The 21,160-nt window shown below is 54.1% G+C and carries 16 protein-coding genes and 8 tRNA genes; 1 reads left to right on the top strand and 23 read right to left on the bottom strand.

Annotated elements, in window-relative coordinates; genetic code table 11:
* Window positions 1-303 precede the first annotated feature (303 nt).
* The 21 genes from ACFFK0_RS19175 to ACFFK0_RS19275 form a co-directional block, all read right to left on the bottom strand.
* Window positions 304-1,062 carry a DeoR/GlpR family DNA-binding transcription regulator gene (locus ACFFK0_RS19175; RefSeq protein WP_377471944.1) on the bottom strand — a complete coding sequence of 253 codons (759 nt, stop codon included), beginning with the start codon at window positions 1,060-1,062 and terminating at the stop codon, window positions 304-306.
* A gap of 27 nt (window positions 1,063-1,089) precedes the next feature.
* Window positions 1,090-2,565, bottom strand: coding sequence for a rhamnulokinase (locus ACFFK0_RS19180; protein ID WP_377471945.1), 1,476 nt, complete (start codon window positions 2,563-2,565; stop codon window positions 1,090-1,092).
* Between the two features lie 23 nt (window positions 2,566-2,588).
* Window positions 2,589-3,851, bottom strand: coding sequence for an L-rhamnose isomerase (gene rhaA, locus ACFFK0_RS19185; protein WP_377471946.1), 1,263 nt, complete (start codon window positions 3,849-3,851; stop codon window positions 2,589-2,591).
* Window positions 3,852-3,876: 25 nt separating this feature from the next.
* Window positions 3,877-4,251 carry a sensory rhodopsin transducer gene (locus tag ACFFK0_RS19190; RefSeq protein ID WP_377471947.1) on the bottom strand — a complete coding sequence of 125 codons (375 nt, stop codon included), beginning with the start codon at window positions 4,249-4,251 and terminating at the stop codon, window positions 3,877-3,879.
* Window positions 4,252-4,297: 46 nt separating this feature from the next.
* On the bottom strand, window positions 4,298-6,367 hold the full coding sequence (locus ACFFK0_RS19195) for a bifunctional aldolase/short-chain dehydrogenase (RefSeq protein WP_377471949.1): 2,070 nt from the start codon (window positions 6,365-6,367) through the stop codon (window positions 4,298-4,300).
* A gap of 165 nt (window positions 6,368-6,532) precedes the next feature.
* Complete coding sequence (locus ACFFK0_RS19200) at window positions 6,533-7,288, bottom strand: esterase family protein (RefSeq protein WP_377471950.1); 756 nt, start codon at window positions 7,286-7,288, stop codon at window positions 6,533-6,535.
* Complete coding sequence (locus ACFFK0_RS19205; protein WP_377471951.1) at window positions 7,285-8,478, bottom strand: ATP-grasp domain-containing protein; 1,194 nt, start codon at window positions 8,476-8,478, stop codon at window positions 7,285-7,287. Before ACFFK0_RS19205 ends, ACFFK0_RS19200 begins: the two co-directional genes overlap by 4 nt.
* A gap of 171 nt (window positions 8,479-8,649) precedes the next feature.
* Window positions 8,650-10,395: a phosphoenolpyruvate--protein phosphotransferase gene (gene ptsP, locus ACFFK0_RS19210; protein WP_377471952.1), complete on the bottom strand. Its 1,746-nt coding sequence runs from the start codon at window positions 10,393-10,395 to the stop codon at window positions 8,650-8,652.
* Window positions 10,392-10,661 carry an HPr family phosphocarrier protein gene (locus tag ACFFK0_RS19215; RefSeq protein ID WP_377471953.1) on the bottom strand — a complete coding sequence of 90 codons (270 nt, stop codon included), beginning with the start codon at window positions 10,659-10,661 and terminating at the stop codon, window positions 10,392-10,394. The genes ptsP and ACFFK0_RS19215 overlap by 4 nt, the downstream gene beginning before the upstream one ends.
* A 27-nt stretch (window positions 10,662-10,688) precedes the next feature.
* A complete protein-coding gene (locus tag ACFFK0_RS19220; RefSeq protein ID WP_377471954.1) occupies window positions 10,689-11,138 on the bottom strand; it encodes a PTS sugar transporter subunit IIA in 450 nt (149 codons plus the stop codon).
* 36 nt (window positions 11,139-11,174) lie between these two features.
* Window positions 11,175-12,551: a PTS fructose transporter subunit IIC gene (locus ACFFK0_RS19225; protein WP_377471955.1), complete on the bottom strand. Its 1,377-nt coding sequence runs from the start codon at window positions 12,549-12,551 to the stop codon at window positions 11,175-11,177.
* Window positions 12,552-12,562: 11 nt separating this feature from the next.
* Window positions 12,563-13,513 carry a 1-phosphofructokinase gene (gene pfkB / locus ACFFK0_RS19230; protein ID WP_377471956.1) on the bottom strand — a complete coding sequence of 317 codons (951 nt, stop codon included), beginning with the start codon at window positions 13,511-13,513 and terminating at the stop codon, window positions 12,563-12,565.
* 12 nt (window positions 13,514-13,525) lie between these two features.
* Window positions 13,526-14,311 (bottom strand): DeoR/GlpR family DNA-binding transcription regulator, encoded by a 786-nt coding sequence (locus ACFFK0_RS19235; protein ID WP_377471957.1) that lies wholly within the window; start codon window positions 14,309-14,311, stop codon window positions 13,526-13,528.
* A 401-nt stretch (window positions 14,312-14,712) separates the two neighbouring features.
* A tRNA-Pro gene (locus tag ACFFK0_RS19240) sits at window positions 14,713-14,786 on the bottom strand.
* Between the two features lie 8 nt (window positions 14,787-14,794).
* Window positions 14,795-14,877: transfer RNA gene (locus ACFFK0_RS19245), tRNA-Leu, on the bottom strand.
* A 7-nt stretch (window positions 14,878-14,884) separates the two neighbouring features.
* A tRNA-Arg gene (locus ACFFK0_RS19250) sits at window positions 14,885-14,958 on the bottom strand.
* An 11-nt stretch (window positions 14,959-14,969) separates the two neighbouring features.
* Window positions 14,970-15,052: transfer RNA gene (locus ACFFK0_RS19255), tRNA-Leu, on the bottom strand.
* Between the two features lie 15 nt (window positions 15,053-15,067).
* Window positions 15,068-15,143 (bottom strand) — tRNA-Thr (locus ACFFK0_RS19260).
* A gap of 13 nt (window positions 15,144-15,156) precedes the next feature.
* Window positions 15,157-15,232 (bottom strand) — tRNA-Phe (locus tag ACFFK0_RS19265).
* 4 nt (window positions 15,233-15,236) lie between these two features.
* Window positions 15,237-15,312, bottom strand: a tRNA-Asn gene (locus tag ACFFK0_RS19270).
* Window positions 15,313-15,316: 4 nt separating this feature from the next.
* Window positions 15,317-15,392, bottom strand: a tRNA-Ala gene (locus ACFFK0_RS19275).
* A 362-nt stretch (window positions 15,393-15,754) separates the two neighbouring features.
* Between ACFFK0_RS19275 and ACFFK0_RS19280 the strand changes: the two genes are divergently transcribed.
* The gene (locus tag ACFFK0_RS19280; RefSeq protein WP_377471958.1) at window positions 15,755-16,471 is read left to right on the top strand and encodes a glycosyltransferase family 2 protein; all 717 of its coding nucleotides are present in this window, start codon (window positions 15,755-15,757) and stop codon (window positions 16,469-16,471) included.
* Between the two features lie 40 nt (window positions 16,472-16,511).
* Here ACFFK0_RS19280 and ACFFK0_RS19285 read toward each other — a convergent pair whose 3' ends face one another.
* Together ACFFK0_RS19285 and ACFFK0_RS19290 are read right to left on the bottom strand one after the other, a co-directional pair.
* Window positions 16,512-17,486: an Ig-like domain-containing protein gene (locus tag ACFFK0_RS19285; RefSeq protein ID WP_377471959.1), complete on the bottom strand. Its 975-nt coding sequence runs from the start codon at window positions 17,484-17,486 to the stop codon at window positions 16,512-16,514.
* A gap of 21 nt (window positions 17,487-17,507) precedes the next feature.
* Window positions 17,508-21,155, bottom strand: coding sequence for a glycosyl hydrolase 53 family protein (locus ACFFK0_RS19290; protein WP_377471960.1), 3,648 nt, complete (start codon window positions 21,153-21,155; stop codon window positions 17,508-17,510).
* Window positions 21,156-21,160 lie beyond the last annotated feature (5 nt).

Consider the following 21,160-nt stretch of genomic DNA (forward strand, 5'->3'; position numbering starts at 1 on the left):
GAAACTAAGACTAACCAAGTTTTTATGATGGTAACTCCGGAATTAGGGGGCCTGACCGATTCTGCCTGGTTTTGCCTACTTTTTCAAAAATAAAGCCTTCATAATCCTCTAATCTTTCCATCGCCCCGTCAACGAGCAAAATAACGGTTTCGGAAACCGCTATGCCAAATTAGTACCTTGTCGTGACCCTCCTCGCTCGCCATGCTTCTCAACAAACAGAACCCTTGCTTGAGTTACTCGTCACAAAACAAAAAGACGCCAGCCTTGTTCTCCTCGAACAGGCCGGCGTCTTACAATTCGATCTTACGCCGTAATGACCGTGATTCCCCGATCCTGAAGCTGCTCCAAGACGTCCTTCGGAATGTGGCGGTCCGTCACGATCACATCCACCTCGGATAAGTCGGCCACATGAGTAAACGCCTTCACGCCGAACTTGCTGGAATCCGCTAGCAATATGACTTGATCGGCGATCGAAATCATTTTTTGCTTGATGCGGGCTTGCAGTTCATGCGATTCGCTGATCCCCCGCTCCAGATGAATGCCTTTGCAGGACAGAAACAGCTTGCTGACGTGATACGACTCCAGAGACCGCTCGGCCAGCGGGCCGACAAAGGACAACGAACGCTGCGCAAGCAGGCCTCCCGTCGAGATCACTTCGATTTTCTCTTTACCGCTGAGCTCGGTCGCAACCTTGATCGAGTTGGTGAGCACGGTCAGCGTATCGTCCGGAACTTCGGAAGCCATGTACCATGCCGTCGTGCTCGCATCCAGCAAAATCCGGTCCCGAGGGCCGATCAATTTGATCGCGGCTTGCGCCATCCGTTTCTTCTCTTCGGCGTAAGCGATTTCCCGCTCGGTATACGGTATTTCCGAATAGGACTCCTTTACGCTGACCGCTCCGCCATGCGAGCGGCGAAGACGCCCCGCTTGCTCCAAGCGGTCCAGGTCGCGTCGAATCGTCTCCTCCGTGACTTGGAAGATCTCGCTAAGCTCGGATACCCTGATTGCGCCTCTTTCGTTGACCAAGCTTACAATTTTCTCATAACGCTCCGCTACCAGCATGGCTGCCCCCCTCTCCCAGACGACCAATTACTTTTCCAAGCCGGTCCGCTTTACAAACTGATCATAAGCACGGCCCCACTGCTCTTGCTCCTGAGGCACATATTCGGTTACCGGGAATGAATCCCGAATGGCGCGGCGCGCCTCCCAAATATCGCTGAACACGCCTTGGGCGATCCATTGAACCGCCAAATTGCCGATCGCGCTGCCTTCCGAAGGACCGGCCCATACCGGCTTGCCGATCGCGTTAGCCGACCATTGGCACAACAGCGTGTTGTTGATGCCGCCGCCGACCATGTGCAAGCCGCTGAACGATTGTCCGGACAGACGCTCCGTCATTTCGAATACGTATCTGTATTTTAAAGCGAGACTTTCCATGATGCAACGGACAACTTCTCCGTCGGTTTCGGGAGCTTGCTGCCCGGTTTGGCGGCAGTATTGCGCAATGCGTCCCGGCATATCGCCCGGCGGAAGGAACAGTGCATCATCCGGATCGATGAACGACTTGAACGGCGCCGCCTCGCCGGCCAGCTTCACCAATTCAGGGAAGGAGTACGCTTTGCCGGCTTTCTCCCAGACGCGCCGCGTTTCCTGGATGATCCATAATCCCATAATATTTTTGAGCAGCCGGTATGTGCCGTAAGCGCCGCCTTCGTTCGTGAAGTTCAGCTCCTGCGCAAGCTCGTTGATGACAGGCTCCTGCACTTCGGTTCCCATCAGCGACCACGTGCCGCAGCTTAAGTAAGCGAACGAGCGCTCCGTCGCCGGAACGGCCGCCACCGCCGAGCCGGTATCGTGCTCCGCAACGGCATACACCGGAATCGAAGGAATGCCGAGCTCCTCGCATACGGAAGCCTGCAGCATGCCGGCTTTGCTGCCCGGCTGCAGAACTTCTCCGAACCAGGATTTCGGCAGTCCAAGCTTCGCGAGCAGCTCCTCGTCCCAGTCGCCGGTGTTCGGATTGAACAGCTGGGTCGTCGTCGCGTTCGAAAACTCGTTGTGCATGTCGCCGGTCAAGAAATAGCGGAGCAAATCCGGAATCATCAGGAACCGATTGCCCTCCTGCAGCCATGGAGAGTTCGCCTGCTTCAAGGCATACAGCTGGAAAATCGTATTGAATTGAAGGAACTGGATGCCGGTCTTGGCGAAAATCTCGGATGCCGGAATGTCCGCAAACAGCTTCTCCATCATGTTCTCGGTATGACGGTCGCGGTAATGATACGGATTGCCGACGAGCTCGCCGTTCTTCCCGATAAAGCCGAAATCGACCGCCCACGAATCGATTCCGATGCTGTCGACTTCGACGCCTTGATTTTTGGCGATGATCAGCGATTGCTTGATTTCGTGATACAGCCGCAAAATATCCCAGTGCAGGCGTTCGCCCACCTGCACCGGATCGTTGGAAAACCTGTGAAGCTCCGTGATTTCGATGTTGCCGTCCACGAGGCGCCCCAGCATCGCCCTGCCGCTGCTGGCCCCCAAATCAAAAGCGACAATGTTTCCCAAAGGAGATCACCCTTATTCGTTAATTAGTTGCCGCGCTTCAGAAGCACTTCTTGCTCGTATGCTTTCACTTCCGCCAGCCACTCTTCGCGAACCGGAACGCCTTTGGATGCGCAGTAGTAATCCCAAACCGCACCGAACGGGTACGTTTTGAATTCCTCGGTCAAAGCAAGGCGAGTCGTATAGTCGCCTTCCAGCTCCGCTTTCTTCAGTGCTTCCACCGGATCAAGCATGGCGCGGAGCAGCGCTTTGACTGTGTTGCGCGTGCCGATGACCCAAGCCGCTACACGGTTGATGCTGGCGTCGAAGAAGTCAAGGCCGATGTGCGTCTTGCCGAGCAGGTCGCCGCGGACCAGTTCGCGGCCGATATCGATCAGCTCGTCGTCCAGCGTTACGACATGGTCGCTGTCCCAACGCATCGGGCGGCTTACGTGCAGCAGAATGCCGTCCGTGAAGAGCGACAGCGAAGACAGCTTGTTGGAGATCACTTCCGTCGGATGGAAATGGCCTGCATCCAGACAAATCAGTTTATTGTTTTGAATGCCGTAGCCCATGTAAAACTCGTGGGAGCCGACGACATAAGCTTCCGAACCGAGACCGAACAGTTTGCTCTCGACAGCGTCGAGGTTATGGGCCGGGTTGAGCTCTTCAGCAAATACTTCGTCGAGCGAAGCCTTCAGGCGCTGTCTCGGCGCCAGGCGATCCGCCGGAGCGTCCTTGAAGCCGTCCGGAATCCATACGTTCGTGACGCAAGTTTGGCCGAGCTGCTCGCCGAAGAAAGCGCCGATTTTACGGGATGCCTTGCAGTGGTCGATCCAGAATTGGCGGATTTCCGGGTCCGGATGGCTCAGCGTGAAGCCGTCCTTCGACTTCTCATGGGAGAAGCAGGTCGGGTTAAAGTCGAGGCCCAGGCCTTGCTCCTTCGCCCAGTCCACCCACTTTTGATAATGCTTCGGCTGCAGCTGGTCGAGCTCGACCTTCTCATCCGTATCCGCGTAGATCGCGTGCAGATTCACCTTGTGCTTGCCCGGAATAAGAGAGAACGCTTTCTCCAAATCTTGGCGAAGCTGGTCAGGCGTTTGCGCGGCGCCCGGATAATTGCCCGTAACGGAAATGCCCCCGGTCAAGTCTTGGCCGCGGTTCAAGAAGCCTCTTACATCGTCGCCCTGCCAGCAGTGCATGGAAATCTTAATTTGCTCCAGCTGCTTCAGCACTTGATCGACGTCAATGCCGTGCGCAGCATACAGCTCTTTCGCCGCTTCATAATTGGCTTGGATCTTGTTGTCCATGGACACAACACCTCATCTGGTTAAATTATTTTATCGGGTAAGCCATAACGGACATCAGCGCATTCTCAGCCTGTGTCGAATCCAAACGGCTGTATTGGACGATAATCGGTACGTCGCTCTTCACTTCGATCGCGTAAGGGACGCCGACAGGAATCGCTTCTCCTGCATTGTTCTTCAGGCCGCTCGTGCGGATATGTCTCGTGCGCCGGCCCGGCACCGTCTCGGCGATCCCTTCAATGGGATCACGATCTTCAAAGAAGATCGTGATCTCAAGATGGGCATCCTCGGAGGCGGTGTTCAGTACGCAAATCGACTCATGGCTGGTCAGTGTCCCGGAGCTGATCTCCGGGATGTAACCGTCGGGAATAATCCAAAGCTTGTCGCCAGCAGCAGATGGCATATGAACTCCTCCTAATGATGAATTCGTATTGCTTGGCCTGCCTGAATTAGCGAGTGAATGCAGCCGGTACGCCGCCGTCGATCGTCAGCATGCAGCCGGTCGTCTTATCCGATTTCGAGGAAGCGAAGAAAGCTACGCCTTCCGCGATGTCGCGCGGATAGATGTTAACCAGCAGCGTCGTGCGCTTGCGGTAGTACTCTTCCAGCTGGTCCGGCTCGATGCCGTACGCAGCGGCACGCTCATTACGCCAGTTGCCGTTCCAGATCGCGGAGCCCTGCAGAATCGCATCCGGCAAAATCGTGTTGACGCGGATGCCGAACTCTCCGCCCTCAGCCGCAATGCAGCGCGCCAAGTGCGCTTCGAGAGCTTTCGCCGCGCTGTACGCCGTAGCGTTCTTACCTGCATAGACGGAGTTCTTGGAGCCGATGAACACCATGTTGCCGCCGATGGCTTGTTCTTTCATCAGAATGAACGCTTCGCGAGCTACGAGGAAGTAGCCGGTTCCGAGCACGTTCATGTTCAGGTTCCACTCTTTCAGCGAAGTTTGATCGAACGGGCTGGACGTAGCAAGACCCGCATTGTTGACGATAATATCTACACCGCCGTAATTAATCGCCGTTTCCGCATACGCCGCTTTAATCAGCTCTTCGCTCGTTACGTCGACCTTCACAGCCAGAGCGCGATTCTCGCCGTATTTCGCATTGATTTCATCAGCAACCTTCTGAGCGCCTTCCAGGTTCAGGTCGGCCAGCACGACATGCGCGCCTTCGGATACGAGACGGCGTGCCGTTTCGCTGCCGATACCGCCTGCTCCGCCCGTGATGAAAGCAATCTTGCGGGAGAATTCCGCTTCTGCCGGAGCAAGGGACAACTTGTACAGCTCAAGCGGCCAGTATTCGACGTTGTAGGACTCGTTCTCGCTCAGGGATACGAACTCGCCGAGAGCCGTAGCGCCTCTCATGACGGCAATCGCACGGTGGTACAGAGCGCCGCTCACCTGCGACATCGCCCAGCTCTTGCCTGTGTTGATCATGCCCACGCCCGGAATCAGGATAACGCGCGGTGCCGCTTCGAACATCACGTCGCCTTCGTTCTTGTTGCGCTCGAAGTACGCCTTGTAGCTTTCTTTGTAAGCGGCGATGCCTTCTTTCAGCTTCGCCTTCAGACCGTCGATGTCTTCTGCATTCGGCGTCCAGTCGATGAACAAAGGAACAACCTTCGTGTGCACCAGGTGGTCAGGGCAAGCTGCGCCTACCTGAGACAGAGCCGGGGAATTTTGTCCGCCTACGAATTGAAGTACATCGTCGGCATCGTCGAAGGAGAGGATCATCTTCTTCGCATCGCTGACAGCGCCGCGAACCGTCGGCATTACTGCAGCTGCAATGCTTCTGCGAACGTCAGCCGGCAGAGCCGCATGCTTCACGCCGCCGAATACTTTATCTTCTTGAACGCGGGCTTCGATATAAGCTTCCGCTTCGTTGATGATCTTAATCGTCTGAGCGTAGGCCGCTTCGGAAGTTTCGCCCCAAGTAACGAGACCGTGCTTCTCCATCAGTACGCACTCTGCCTTAGGGTTGGCCAGTACGCCTTCAGCGATCATCTTGGACAGCTTGAAGCCTGGACGGATATATGGAACCCATACGAAACGGTCGCCGAAAATTTCACGAGCAACGGCTTGGCCGTTGTCCGCGCAGCAGATGCTGATGATCGCGTCCGGATGAGTATGGTCAACATGGTTGAACGGAAGGAATGCGTGCAGCAGCGTTTCGATCGATGCGCGCGGATGCTTCGCGTCGATCATGCAGTTCGCGAGGTATGCAACCATATCCTCGTCGGACATGTCGTCTTTCTCGAACAGCGGGCGAATATCGTCCATACGGAGACCGGTGAAGTTCGAAGCCTTCATCGTCGCAAGGTCGGAGCCGCTGCCCTTTACGTACATCACTTCAACGTCGCGGCCGCGGAAATCTTTAATCACGGTTTTGCTCGACGTATTGCCTCCGCCGTAGTTGCAAACGCGGCGGTCGGTGCCGATCAGATTGGAGCGGTAAACGAGTTGATCAAGACCCGTTACTTGCTCAGCAGCTTTAGAAGCGTCCCACAAACTTTGTACCATTGGTTTTACCTCCGAATAGTTTTATTTATGTTTGTATTCATATTTTCACGTTTGTAGTCATATGAAAACAAAAATATTCAAAAACAAATAAAGACGAAATAAACAGAAAAAGAGAAGCATCGGCTTCTCTCTTTGATTCGCTTTGTCATTATTTTGTCCATCCGCCTAGCGGTTTAACAGCCGTTCCATATAATACGCAATCTGCTTCTTCCACCAGGACCAATCGTGACTGACATCGTATCCCCAGAACTCCACATCCGCCGGAATCCGCTTCTCCTCCAGCACTTGCTTCAGCTTCTGCGTCTCCGATCTCATCAGATCCTCGTAGGCGCCTTGGCCGGTACAGACAACTATGCGGCTGCTTCTGTATGAACTCAATAAAGCTTCATCTTCCAAATTCCGCAAATAATGAAGCGGCGAATGATAGTATACGGCCTCCGACATGTAGTCTCCGAAGAAACGATTTGTGGAATACAATCCGCTGAGGGCAATCAGCCCGTCAAAATCATGCGGGTGCCGGAAAAAAAAGTTTGCAGCGTGGAACGCCCCCATCGAGCATCCGGTCACGATCATGTTGTCCGATCTTCCGCCGTTGCTCTCTTTGCTGCGCTCCAAAATAACCGGGATAAGCTCTTTTTCCACATATTGATCGTACTGCTGGTGCCGCGCCATGCGTTCCTCGATCATCGGATGCTTGGCATAGAACGTCTCTTCATCGATGCTGTCGCAGGTCCATACCTGGATTCGTCCTTCGTTGATTTCCCTCTCGAGCGCACCGATCATGCCGCTGTCTTCATATTGATAGAAGCGTCCGCATGACGTCGGAAACACCAGCACCGGCTTCCCGCGGTCACCGTACACTTTATACTCCATGTCTCTATGTAAGAAACTGCTGTAGGACTTATGATACGCAATATTCACGTTGTCACCTCGGCATACGCTCTTACGGCTTGAATGTATGCCGCCATATCCTTCACCACATCAAGACTCGAAGACCGGAATTGGTACGCGTAGTTCCCTCTCGTTTTACTAGGTACACCGACGATCGGCTCGTGGCGAACCAGCCTCTCTCCCAGCTGATCTACAATATCATGGTGTTCGTACTCGTATTCCAGATGCGGTTTGCGGCTCGCGAAGCCGGTATAATATTTTCCGATAAATGGCCCATCCACCCGATTGTGCACGACCATCGTCGCCCACTGCTTATAAATATCCATATCGTACGAGTAGTTGATCGCATCCGTCATCCACGTGCCGGGCGGCCGCATATTCACTTCCAATCCGATAATGGTTCCGTCCCGCTTGGACTTGAAAAACTCGAGATGGAAAAAACGTTCCTTAATCCCGTAGGCTTGAATGACTCTTCTGCCCGCATCTTCGATGTCGGGACTCACTTCTTTCAAACAATAATAATGAAAATGATCGTTCGTATTCACTGCATCCATAATGCTATGCGGAAACACGTGGCTTGCTGCAAAAACAACTTCGCCGTCTTTGTTGACGAGTCCATCGTATGTATGCAGTACACCGTCAATATACTCTTGGAGAATAAATTCCACATCGGCCGGCTTATTCTTGATGAACTGCTCCAGCTCCCGTTCATTATCCAGCTTGTAGGTCATGTGCGCTCCGGCGCCTTGATTCGGCTTCACGACGAGCGGGTAACCGACCTCGGCCGCGAATTGCTTCACCTTGGACATCCGGCTCAAGCTCGTTAAGGAACGAATCGCTTTCACGCCGCTTTTGAGAAAATATTTATCCATCTTCGACTTCTGCTTCAAATTCGCAATAAAATCAAGCTTCGTCCCCGGAATGTGAAAATCCGTACGGATCGCCGCTTCGAGCTCCAGCCAATGTTCGTTCAGAGATTCAAAGCGATCGATCTTCCCGTATTTGTGAATGTAGTAGCCGACCGTACGCAGCACCGCATCATAATCTTCGAGATGATCGACCTTGCGGTATTCCGTCAGCGACTGCTTCAGCTTATCGCCAAGTGCGTCGTACTCCACATCGCCGATACCTAGCACACGGGCTCCGCAATGATTGAGATGGTAGCAAAACTCTGCGCAATACGCTGGAAAATGAGGCGAGAAAAAAACGAAATTCATCATCCTTCCACCTCCTGACGACTCTTACCTAAAATGGTATCCCGACCTGTCTGACTTTTCAAGATGAAAACCAAAATTAAGGCAATCTTATTACTTTGCGACAAAAAACGCCCATTGCAGGAGCATGCAGGTTTCCCTGCCATGCCTCCGCGCCGGACGTTTCTGACGAACGAACTATTTTCCGCTTACGAATAATTCTACCTTGCTTCTGATGTCTTGTGCCGTGGCCTCGTTCAACAGCTGCCGGGCGAGCTGCTCGCATTCCTCGCGGTTCAGCTTAGCGATCACCGATTTGACGCGGTTCAGCGCCGCCGTTTCCATGCTCCATTCGTCGAGGCCGAGTCCGACGAGCAGCGGTGCCGCCAACGGATCGCCCGCCATGCCGCCGCACATGCCGACCCACTTTCCTTCGGCGTGAGCCGCCTGGATCAACGTATGGATCGCCCGCAGCACGGCGGGATGGAAATAATCATATAAATACGCAACCTTCTCGTTCATACGGTCGACGGCAAGCGTGTATTGGACGAGATCGTTTGTGCCGATGCTGAAGAAGTCGACTTCCTTGGCAAACAAATCCGCCATCTGAATGACGGACGGAATTTCCGCCATGATCCCGACCTGAAGCGAACGGTCGACCTTCACGCCTTCGGCCTCTAGCTCGAGAGCGGCTTCCTGCACGTAAGATTTAGCCTGCCGCCATTCTTCCATTGAAGAAATCATTGGGAACATAATTTTGAGCGTACCGTACGCGCTTGCGCGGAGAATGGCGCGAAGCTGCGTCTTCAGTACGTCGGGCTGATTCAGCCCGATCCGAATCGCCCGGTAGCCAAGGAACGGGTTCTCTTCCTCCGGAAGCGCTAAGTAAGGCAGCGCCTTGTCACCGCCGATATCGAGGGTGCGGATAATGACCGGCCTCTCTCCCCACTTGGCGGCAATGTCCCGGTACACCTCGAACTGCTGCTCCTCGGAAGGCATCCTGCTTGCGTTCATGTACATGAACTCGGTTCGGAACAGACCCACACCTTCGGCGCCGCCTTCCGCAGCAAGCTCGGAATCGTGTACGGAGCCGATGTTGGCGACAAGCTCGAAGCGAACGCCATCCGCCGTCGCGGCGGGTAAATGCCGGAACTTCTCCAGCTTGCTCTTCTCCTCCAGCGTCTGCACCCGCTTCGCGCGATACGTCTCGGCCGTCGACTCCGCTGGATCGATCACGCAAATGCCCGTTTCCCCGTCGACGATGATCGAAGCGCCGTTCGGAATGCCGTCGATCGCCTCGCCCATCCCGACAATGGCCGGGATCCCCATTGATCTTGCCAAAATCGCCGTATGCGACGTTTTGCCGCCGATTCTTGTCACGAATGCAACCACGTTCTGCGGGTTGATCTCCATTGCGTCGGAAGGGGTAATGTCGTGAGCGATCAGAATCGTCCCCTCCGGCATGGCGCTCAGGTCCTGGCGCTCCTTGCCTTGCAGCGCGTCCAGCAAGCGGCCGCCGATATCGCGGATATCCTGTGCACGCTCCCGCATATATTCTTTGTCCATGCTCTCGAACAGCTTGACGAACTTCTCCGTCACCCGCAGAGCCGCCGCCTCTGCGCGAAGATGCTGCTTGCGGATCGTCTTCTCCATGTCCCCGGTAAATGCCGGATCCTTGAGAATACCTTGATGTCCGGCAATAATTCCTTGCTGCTTCTCGTCAAAGCGGCTTGCGTTACGGTCAAGAATGTCCTGCAGCCGCTGATGGACTTGTGCTTTGGCGTCCGCGAGTCTCTCCAGCTCTGCTTCGATCTGTTCCTCCGCGACGACGGCATCCTTATCGACAACACGCTCTTCCTCATGCAATCCGTAATGATAGGCGGTGCCGAACTGGATCCCCGTCGATGCGGCGATTCCTTTCACCGTACGTTCCTTCATCATCATTCTCCAAAACCGCTTTCAATCAGAGCAATCAGCTCGTTAACCGCCTGCTCCTCATCCGGCCCCTCCGCTGTCACCGTGACGGCCGTTCCTTTTTCGAGCCCTAACGCCATTAAGCCCAGGATGCTTTTCGGATCGATTTCGTCATCTTGGCCGGCAACGCTGAAATTGAGCTCACTTTCGAATTTGTTCGCCAGCTCGGTAAACAGCTGAGCGGGCCGCAAATGAAAGCCCTGCTCGTTCTGAATGGTTGTTGTCTTTGTTACCATATCTCTCCACTCCCTATTATCTCTATATTAGAATTGCAGCGCCTGCAAAATATCGTCAGCCGTTGCGGCGCCTTTCAGCTGCTCGCGGAACGATTCGTGAATGAGCTTGCGCGCCAGTGTCGTCAATATTTTCAGATGCTCTTGGCCGGCATGATCGTACGGCACGCCGATGAGGAAAGCCATCACGACAGGCTGCTGATCGAGCGAGTTCCATTCCACCGGCTCCTTGAACTTGACGAAGGAAAGGCCGGGAGAAGCGACGCCTGCCGATTTGCCGTGCGGAATCGCTACGCCAAAGCCGATACCGGTCGATCCGGTTGCCTCCCGGGCCAGTACGTCGCTGACGAATTGGGCGGCATCGGATACGTGGCCTGCTGAGGCCAGCAGCCCCGCCATCTGCTCGATGGCCTCCTGCTTGCTGGTCGCCTCAACATCTAAACGAATGGAATCTTTACTAATGATATCGCTTATATTCATGGATGACACTCTCCTCAGTATTGGGGGCTTCTGGAATTATTCGCGGTTCTTCTTTAACACATTCACCATAATGGCTGTAACGACCGTACCGACGAGAATGGCGATGGCATACATGCCTACGTTCGTAACCGCATGCGGAATCGGCAGGACGAAGATGCCGCCGTGAGGCGCACGAAGCGTAGCGCCGAACGCCATCGAAAGCGCGCCGGTTACAGCGGAGCCGACCATAATGCTCGGAATGACGCGAAGCGGATCGGCTGCAGCGAATGGAATGGCGCCTTCACTGATGAAGGAAATCCCGAGCACGGATGCCGCTTTGCCCGCCTCCTTCTCTTCCTTCGTGTACTTCTTCGGGCTGAGCAGCGTCGCAAGGAACATACCAAGCGGAGGAACCATACCGGCCGCCATTACTGCTGCCATTGGACCGAACACGTTGCTGGCGAGCAGCCCTACGGCGAACGTATACGCCGATTTGTTGACCGGACCGCCCATATCGAACGCCATCATGGCGCCGAGAATGAGTCCCAGCAGGATCGCATTGGTCGAGCCCATGCTCGACAGCCAAGCGGTCATTGCGTCCATCACCGCTTTTATCGGAGTACCGATAACATAGTGCATCAACAATCCGACAGCTAGTGTAGACAATAACGGAATGATCAGAATCGGCTTCAAGCCTTCGAAGTTTTTCGGAAGCTTGATCGATTTGCGGAGCCAGAAAGCGATATAACCGGCAAGGAAGCCGGATATAATGCCGCCGAGGAAGCCGGCGCCGAGCTTCGAAGCGAGCATCCCGCCGACAAGGCCAGGTGCCAGACCGATGCGGTCCGCGATCGAGAAGGCGATAAATCCGGATAAAATCGGAATCATGAGGGCGAATGCCGATCCGCTGCCGATATCCATCAGCGCCGCCGCTAACGTTCCCTGCTCCTTGAATGCTTCAATGCCGAATACGAACGACAATGCGATAATGAGACCGCCGGCCGTAACGAGCGGCAGCATGTTGGAAACCCCGGTCATCAGATGCTTGTAGAAGCCCGTACGCTGAGCGCTGCGCTGCTCCTTCGTCTGCTCCGCCTGCTCGATGTAATTCGCAGCTGCCGGTACAGCCTCCTTCGCAAGCGCTTCCGCAAGCAGCCTCTGCGGATTTTTGATCGCTTCCGCCACCGCAACCTTGACGACGGCTTTGCCGGCAAAGCGGCTTTCCTGTACGTCCGTGTCGGCTGCGATAATAATGGCGTGAGCGTCGCGAATTTCTTGCTCGGTCAGCTCGTCCTCAACGCCCAAAGCGCCTCGCTTCTCGACTTTGAAATCAAGTCCTTGCTCCGCAGCCGCTTTCTCGAGCGACTCGGCGGCCATATAGGTATGCGCAATGCCTGTAGGGCAAGCTGTAATCGCCAAAATTTTCTTATCCAAGTGATCCCCTCCTAATATGTTACCTGCAAAGGAGCAACCGCTACGCGGTGCACATGCTCCAACATTTCAGACAAGCTGCTGACTTGTGTGCCCTCTTTGGAGGCTGTGATCGTGCCTGCCGCGGAAGTAAAAGCGGCGATGTCCGACAACGGCTTGCCGTTCAGCAAGCAATAAACCATCGCGGCCACCATCGAATCGCCGGCTCCGACCGTGCTCTTCACCGTAACGGGGAAAGGGGTAACGCGCAAAGCTTCGCGTTCGTTCATCGCAATGGACCCTTTGCCGCCCATCGAAATCAGCAGGAGCGACACCCCGCCCGCAAGCAGCTGCTTTCCGGCTTCGACGATTTCGGCGTCGCTTTGAAGCCTTCTGCCGCACAGCTGCTCCAGCTCGTGAATGTTCGGCTTCACGGCATAAGGGGCTGCGGCGAGTCCTTCCTTGAGCGCTTCTCCATCTGTGTCCAACACCGTTATGATCCCGCGGCTCTTGGCGTTGCGGATGAGCTCCGCGTAGACGTTGGTCGGCACACCCGGCGGCAGGCTGCCTCCCAGCACCAAATGGGTTGCATTGTCCAGGTTGGCGCGAATCCGGTCCATGACGGCTTGCAGTTCCCGGGGATTGACTTCGGCTCCCTGTTCATTAATCTCGGTCGTCACTTGCAGGGAATGGTCGACGATCTTTAAATTTGTCCGGGTACGGCCGGCTACTTCGACGAAGTCGACATCGATACCCGCTTTTTGCAGAAGCGCTGTCAGCTCGCCGCCCTCCGCCCCGCCGCAGACGCCCGCCGCGACGACAGGAACCTGAAAGCCGTGCAGCAGCTTCGCTACGTTAATGCCTTTACCGCCCGCATCGAGCCGCACTTGCCTCGCCCGGTTCAAGCCGCCGACCCGAAGCTGGTCCAGTACGACCGTTTTATCCAAAGAGGGATTGAACGTAACAGTTAATACAGTAGGTTTCATCCTTATCCATTCCTATTCGGTGTCCGCTACAACGACGGTAATGCCGCGGCTGTGCAGACTGTTTTTGTCTTCGTCATGAATGCCGGAGTCGGTAATGCAGATGTCGATGTGATCGAGTTCGGCAAATTTGGCAAAGCTGGAATTGCCGAATTTGGACGAGTCCGTAACAAGAATGACTTCCCTTGCACACGAAATCATTTTCCGTTTGATTTCGGCCTCCGCCATATTGGGTGTCGTCAAACCGCTTCGGACGTCCACCCCGTTCGTCGCAATAAAACACTTATCGACCCGCAGCTGGCTGAGGCATAATTCCGTAAGCATACCGACGAGCGATTGCGTGGAGGAACGATAGCTGCCGCCCAGGAAAATCAGCTCGATACCCGCATGAAGATTCAAATATTGCGGCGGGATGACCGCATTCGTCACAACGGTCAACTGCTCGAAGGCGTTAAGCTCCTGCAAAATATAGAAGGTCGTCGTTCCGGAATCGAGCAATATCGTATCGCCGTTCTTGATTAAACCCGCTGCCTTCCTGGCGATCGCTTGTTTCTCCAGCTTCGCTTGAATTTCTTTCTCCGCAAAGCTCGGTTCGACAGTTACGTTCTGCTTGGCGGCCAGCTTGATCGACACGGCACCGCCATGCGTTCGCTTGAGCAGATTCGCTTCCTCCAGCTCCCGTAAATCTCTTCGAACCGTTGATTCCGAGACTCCCATTAATTGGCTGAGCTCAAGGACATCGACACGAACCTCTTTCTCTAGCTTGTCAAGGATAATATGTTTGCGTTCTTCGACGAACATGTGTACACCCCCTGTCTCTTCATATGCACCATCATTGACTGTATTTGATCGTTATTGATCGTTTGTGCTTGTAATTTATTATAATCGGTTTGTAATCGCTGTCAACAGTCGTATTCGGGCAAAACCGATCAAAGATAAAAAAATAACCGTCACTTTCGCGCACAACCACCAACTGAGTATCTGTTCACGCATGAAAAAACTGCCGTCACCCCGTAAATGTCGGACCTCGGGATGCAGCAGCTGCGGCTAATCAATCCATCAATTTCCGGCCGGTTGCCGCCGCCGCTCAAGCTCCATGCATAGCCGTTTGACCTATTCCAACCCTTTCCGGGACTCTCCAGGTTTTCGTTGCAGAACGTAAAAAGACCCACAGCATTATGCTGTGGATCTTCGTCTGAATATCGGGATGACACGATTCGAACATGCGACCCCCTGGTCCCAAACCAGGTGCTCTACCAAGCTGAGCTACATCCCGTCATAAAGTGCCGGTGAAGGGACTCGAACCCCCACTCCCTCTCGAGAAACGGATTTTGAGTCCGTCGCGTCTGCCATTCCGCCAAACCGGCGTAAGTACGTGCCCTGAGAGATTCGAACTCCCGACCTTTTGATTCGTAGTCAAACGCTCTATCCGGCTGAGCTAAGGGCACATAGATGAAAGTGCGGTCGGTGGGATTTGAACCCACACGGGCATACGCCCGCCACCCCCTCAAGATGGTGTGTCTGCCGTTCCACCACGACCGCTTATGATGAAGCAAGTGGTGCCGCCGAGAGGAATTGAACCCCCAACCTACTGATTACAAGTCAGTTGCTCTGCCAATTGAGCTACAGCGGCAAATTTATTATTATGGTGGCTCGGGACGGAATCGAACCGCCGACACGAGGATTTTCAGTCCTCTGCTCTACCGACTGAGCTACCGAGCCGTATTGGCTCCCCGAACAGGACTCGAACCTGTGACAACTCGATTAACAGTCGAGTGCTCTACCAACTGAGCTATCGGGGAATAATGGTGGAGCCAAGCGGGATCGAACCGCTGACCTCTTGCATGCCATGCAAGCGCTCTCCCAGCTGAGCTATGGCCCCATAGGTACTGTTCTTCACTTGTTGTTCAACGTTATTTCTACAACAGCGTTTAACAATATAACATATTGCCGATCAGCTTTTCAAGTGCCTGTTTGTTTCCAATTCGTTCATGAAGACCGATGCAGTAAGGGCAGACCGTCAAAGCTCTCGTGTTCCAACCTGCCTGGTGAGGCTGGAATCACATCTTACCACGAGTATTTGCACCCAATCTACGGTAATAAATTCCATTCCGTCCTCCCCTGCTTCTAGCTGCCAGCTCAAATTCCTAATTTGCCATCACTAGTGGAAATGCCGTTTCCAGCTTATCCATTAAACATATGGTATGTTGAGATGCTTCTTAACTGAAGAAGGAGTTGAGATCCTTGTCGGCAGGCTCGAAATATCCCCCCGGAGTTTCCATCATCACATGTACGAATCGGCCAAGCTTTATGGAAAACCTGTTCAAAAACTATAAACGTCAGCGGCATGCCCGGAAAGAACTTATCATTGTTGTCAACAAAGACAAAGCATCGCTTCTGCCTTATCAGCAGCTGGCTAAGAAAGATAAGAGTATTCAAGTTTACCGCTTGCCCGAACGACACTCGTTAGGCTCTTGTCTGAATTTTGCCGTTTCAAGAACGAAATACGACTATATCGCCAAATTTGACGATGATGACTATTATGCTCCTTATTATGTAAAAGACGGCCTTCAGGCATTCCAAAAATCAAACGCCGATATCGTTGGAAAAAAATCGCACTACATGTACTTAAGCGGCTCCAAAACGGTTCTGCTCCGCTTTCCCGGTTGTGAGTATCGCTACGAAACGCCGCTTCCCGGAGCGACGCTGATGGTCAAGCGGCATGTATTCAGCAAAGTACGGTTTCCGGATCAAAGCATCGGCGAAGACGATGATTTTTGCAAATTAAGCAAGAAGCAAGGATATAAAGTTTACTCGGCAGGCAAACATAATTTTATCGCGATCCGCCGGAAAGACACGTCCAGTCACACCTGGACCATCAGCGACAAAACCTTGATCGCCCATCATCGAATCGTTCCCAACGTGAAGGATTACAAACGGTTCGTTCGAAAAAAGCCTTGAAAAGAAGGGAGCGGAAGTATGCCTCCGCTCCCGCCGCAAGCTATTCCGACGTTGCGCTCGCAGTTCTGATCGCGGTCCCGATCAGCTGCTGATCCGTCAAGTCGACGATGCCGTCATTATTGGTATCCGCCGCCCGGGCGAGCTCCCAAGCCTCGTCCGATACCGTCATGCCGCCGTAATAAGCCGCAATCGCCAAGTCGCCGACATTCGTTACCGAATCTAGATTCACGTCCGCGGAACGGTACGTGATCGTAACCATCGCTTTCGCAGGAATCGTCGTTCCGGTTACGACACCACTTACTTCAAAGCTTCCCGGTGTCGCATACTGCTCAGGAGCTATAGCATTCCAGGCGACAGCGAGGCTCTTGGTCGTACTGTCGCTGTACACGGCAGTAACAACGGAAGGCAGCTCAGGCTTCTCATTAACCAAGCCGGTCACGGTTACAGGCGTAATGGAAGCGATGCTCGCCGGCTCCGCCGGAAGTTGCCCTATTCTAGTCAGGAGGATATCGTCGACTACGCCCCAAAGGCTCTTCGTCGATTCCACTCTTATGCCGATCGTAAGCTTGCCGTCTCTTACATAAATAGCGGAAATTTGCGGCTGGCTCCAGTTCGACCATCCCGAATTCGAATAGTCGGCTGTTACTTCACCCTCGCCTGAATCCGCAAAGAGCCGGGATACGACCTCTCCTCCGTCCCCTTGCACGTTAGCAGACAAACTGTAGATTCCGTTCGGAATGTTATAAACATACTGAGATACCGTGAAGGAAAACGCAGAAGCGCTCCAATACTCCAGCGCTTTCGTACCGGAGTAGCTGTTTCCGCTCTTGACCGAAACGATGCCGTCTCCTCCCGTAACCTCCCAGCCTTCAAGACCCCAATTGCCGGACTCTTCAAAGCCCGGATTGAGAACACCACCGTCCGCCGCATTCGCAATCCTATGGGAAGTAAGAATGAAGGGCGCGATCAGCAAAATCATCGCAAGAACCTTAATCCATTGTTTCTGCACCTGCATGACGTTTCATCTCCTTTCCGATTATCTCCGGCTGATCAAGCGATATACGATAACAGCCGCTTCCGCTCTTGTAGTTGGTTCCTTCGGCGCAATGCCGCCTTCCCGCCCATTGACGATCCCGGCTTGAACCAGACCGCCGACAGCCTGCACCGCATAATCGGCGATCGAAGCGCGATCTTCGAATTCATCCAGCAGGTTTACTCCGTTTCCCGCTGCCGGCTGCAGCTTGGCGGCCTGCATTGCCCGCGCAGCGATCACCATGAGATCTTCTCTGGAAACGATCTCATTCGGAGCGAACGCTTCGACGTTCTTTCCGTTCACGATCCCCAGCTTCTTGGCAATACCGACTTCCTCGTAATAATAGTCGGACTCCGCAACATCGGAGAAATTCGTTTCGACCCCGGCCGTCAATCCGAGCGCTCTCACCAGCATCACAACAAAGTCCGCTCTCGTCACCTTCGCATCCGGAGTGAACACGGAAGTGTCGGTTCCCGTCACGACGCCTTTCGAAGCGAGAATATCGATCGCCTCTTTCGCCCACATCACTTGGCTCACATCCGGGAACGTCTTCGGTTCATAAGCTATGGCATAATCGCTGAAATGGGTTGTCGAAAATATCATGCTTCCTCTGAAGGAATCGTATTTGGCGTTCGGTATGGGAGCCAGCTCTCCGCTGGGCGATACGTACCAAATGGTCAATTGCTCCGTGTTCGCAGCCTCTGCTTGGCCAGGTTTATAAGGAATTTGTACCGTCACTGCCGAATCCGGATTATTCCATGCTACCGGTTTACCTTCCACATGGAGGTTCAGCTGAACGACCGGTCTACCCCCGATCCTTGCTTTCACGTCCGCAGGCAGAGCGGATACGTCCGCTTCTCCAATGCTCAAGTCAACCCGTTCTCCGTCCGGAGCGCCGTCCGTACCTAACATACCGCTTGGAACAGACAGTATTCCGTGCGGTGTGACGATGTCCAGCTTCACCGAACGTTCATTCGGGTTAAACCACTGTGCGGGCAGCTCCAGAGCATACCGCTTGGCCCCTTCCACCTTCGGCAGCTCGACTGTGATCCTGGCTTCCTGCGAGCCGCCTTGCTCCTTCAGTCGCTGAGCCAGAGCGGTTAACGTATCCAGCGAAGCTTGCGCCGTCGCTCTTCCCAGCTTGGCATCAAATATGGCTGGGATTGAAACGATACCGGCTTCATTCGGCTTAGACGGGCCAGGTTCGCTGGCCTGCTGACGCCCATTGCCTTGCGGAGCCGACGGGGCCGGAGCTTCATCTTCGCCGCTGCCATCGTCGTCACCATCGCCTTGATCCTGTATTCTCACTGTTACTTCGGTGTCGGCCAAATGAGCCGGCTTGTGCACTTGACCGTTCGGAGCCGTTCCCCACGCCGCCTTCGTCACCTTGATCGCACCGGTGCCAAGCGTCTTCGCCTTAAACATCAGTTGAACGGGCTCAGCCGCTCCCGCTATTCCGCCTTTGGTGGAAGCAAGCAGGGACAGTATTCCCGGCATACGATGATCCAACGAAACGATATCCGTTCCTTCGGCGGTCTTCGCCTCTAACAATTCAAACAAGCTCGAATCGTATTCGATCGAAACATCCTGCGCATACACCTGAGAGGGCTGCCGCTTCACTCCGGTCTTAGCCGTGAACACAGCTCCCGGTACGATATCCGCCGGTACTGCGAGCGTTTGGGCAGATTCGTCGAACACCAATTCAAAGTCGTCGATATTGCCCCAATTGCCGCCGCCGATTTCGGCGTTAACACCGATCGTCAATTGCCCGTTTGTGACCTGGATTTCGCTGATAACGGGCGTTTTCCACTCATGCCACTTGGTATTTACAATATCGGCGGTCTTCGTTTCACCTCCGTATTCGGACGCAAACAGCTGAAGCAGCTTCTCTCCTCCGTCACCTTGGGTGCGGGCTTTAAGCGTGTAGGTCCCGTTCTTCAGCCCCGTAATCGTCTGCCTCACCGTGAACGAAGTCGTCTTATCCGACCAATAATGGATCGAGTAGTCTCCGCTATAGGCATTGCTGCTTTCATTTTTCACCCGGAATACGCTCGTATCTCCTGAAATCGTCCATCCCTCGAAGCTGCCTTTCTCGAAGCCGGGATTGCCGACATAGTTGGTCAAGCCTTCCACTTTGATGACAGCCTTCGCCAGAAGCGTTTCGCCGTTCGCGTTTATCGTTCCGTTAACCGTAAATGTGTTCGGCTTCATGAGGAGCTGCGGATCGATCGTATCCCACACAACCGGATACTTCCGTACGGAATGATCTGAAAAATCGGCTTTCACGTAAGGCGGAAGCGTTACCTCCGTTTCCAATGCCACCGTTGCCTCTACCGGACGGATTCCGATCATCATCGCAGGGATAACGGTTCCGCTGGATGAAACGTTAAATACGTTCAAGGACGCGAGCGCATGGCCTTGAAAATCGAACATCGCCTGATTATCCCAGCCGTTGCCCTCCCCTTCCCTCCAGCCGGCGCCGTTCACCGGAATCCAGTCGGGCTCCCAATAAAAGATGCCGAGTCCTTTGCTGTCCGGCACCTGCGTTACCGCTTCCATAACATCGCGAACAAGCTGCGCCTGACCTTGCACCGTCGCTCTGTATCCGCCTTCATTTTGTTCGTTTTCCCCAAAGTTGTTGCTTAACGAATCGCCGTTATCCAATGTGTAAGCGTATGCAACCTCGGCGACAAGCACTTCTTTATTGTATCTCTTGCTAATGTCGTTCAAATTATGCTGCAGCCGGTCCATCGTCCCGTGCCAATAAGGATAATAAGAGAAGCCGATGATATCGTAGTCCAGCTGTCTGGCCGTAAGCGCATCGAATACCCGATGATACAGCTCGTTATCGCCGCCGTCAGCGAGGTGAATCATCACTTTAATTTTTTTGGACGGGTCCTGTGCATTCGGATCGTTGTCGCGTACAGCCTTGACCCCTTGCTTGAGCAGACCCGCAAACCCGTCGTACCCGCCGATCGTTTCGCCCGCCGTCTGCTGCCACGTCTTGCCGTCATTCCAGACCATGCCGTTATTGAGCTCGTTGCCGATCTGCACCATATCCGGCATCGCCTGCTCCGCTTTCATCGCCTTCAGCACTTGATCGGTGTATGTATACAAGGCCTTCTCCAGTGCCGGTCCGGTTACATCCTTCCATTCGTACGGCTTATATTGCTTTCCCGGATCGGCCCAGAAATCGCTGTAATGGAAATCCAGCAGCACTTTAAAGCCCTTCGCCTTCGCCCGTTTCGCAAGCTCCACCGTTGTTTGCAAATCGTTGTAGCCTCCGCCGACGCCGAGCGGTTTGCCTTCCGAGTCCAGAACGAGATTCCCGTTCGCCGGATTGTTCCAGATGCGCAGCCGGATCCAATTCACGCCGCGGTCCTTCAAAATGTCAAGATGATCCCGCTCCTGGCCGTTGTCGTAAAACTTGGCCCCCTTCTCCTCCAGCTGCTTAAGCATGGAAATATCCGCCCCTCTAATGAAGCTGGGACTTATGCCGGGAATCGGGTTAATATGTACCGATTCCTCAGCCGGTGCGGACAGCGCAATCACGCCAGCTGCTTTCGCTTCGGCGCCATGTCCGATCCCGGCGCTTACTGTGAACAGCATCGGAACTATGGCCAAAAATGAGCATAACGTTTTCTTTCTCATTGTTT

The sequence above is a fragment of the Paenibacillus chartarius genome (assembly GCF_042432825.1).
GTDB classification, from domain to species: domain Bacteria; phylum Bacillota; class Bacilli; order Paenibacillales; family NBRC-103111; genus Gordoniibacillus; species Gordoniibacillus chartarius.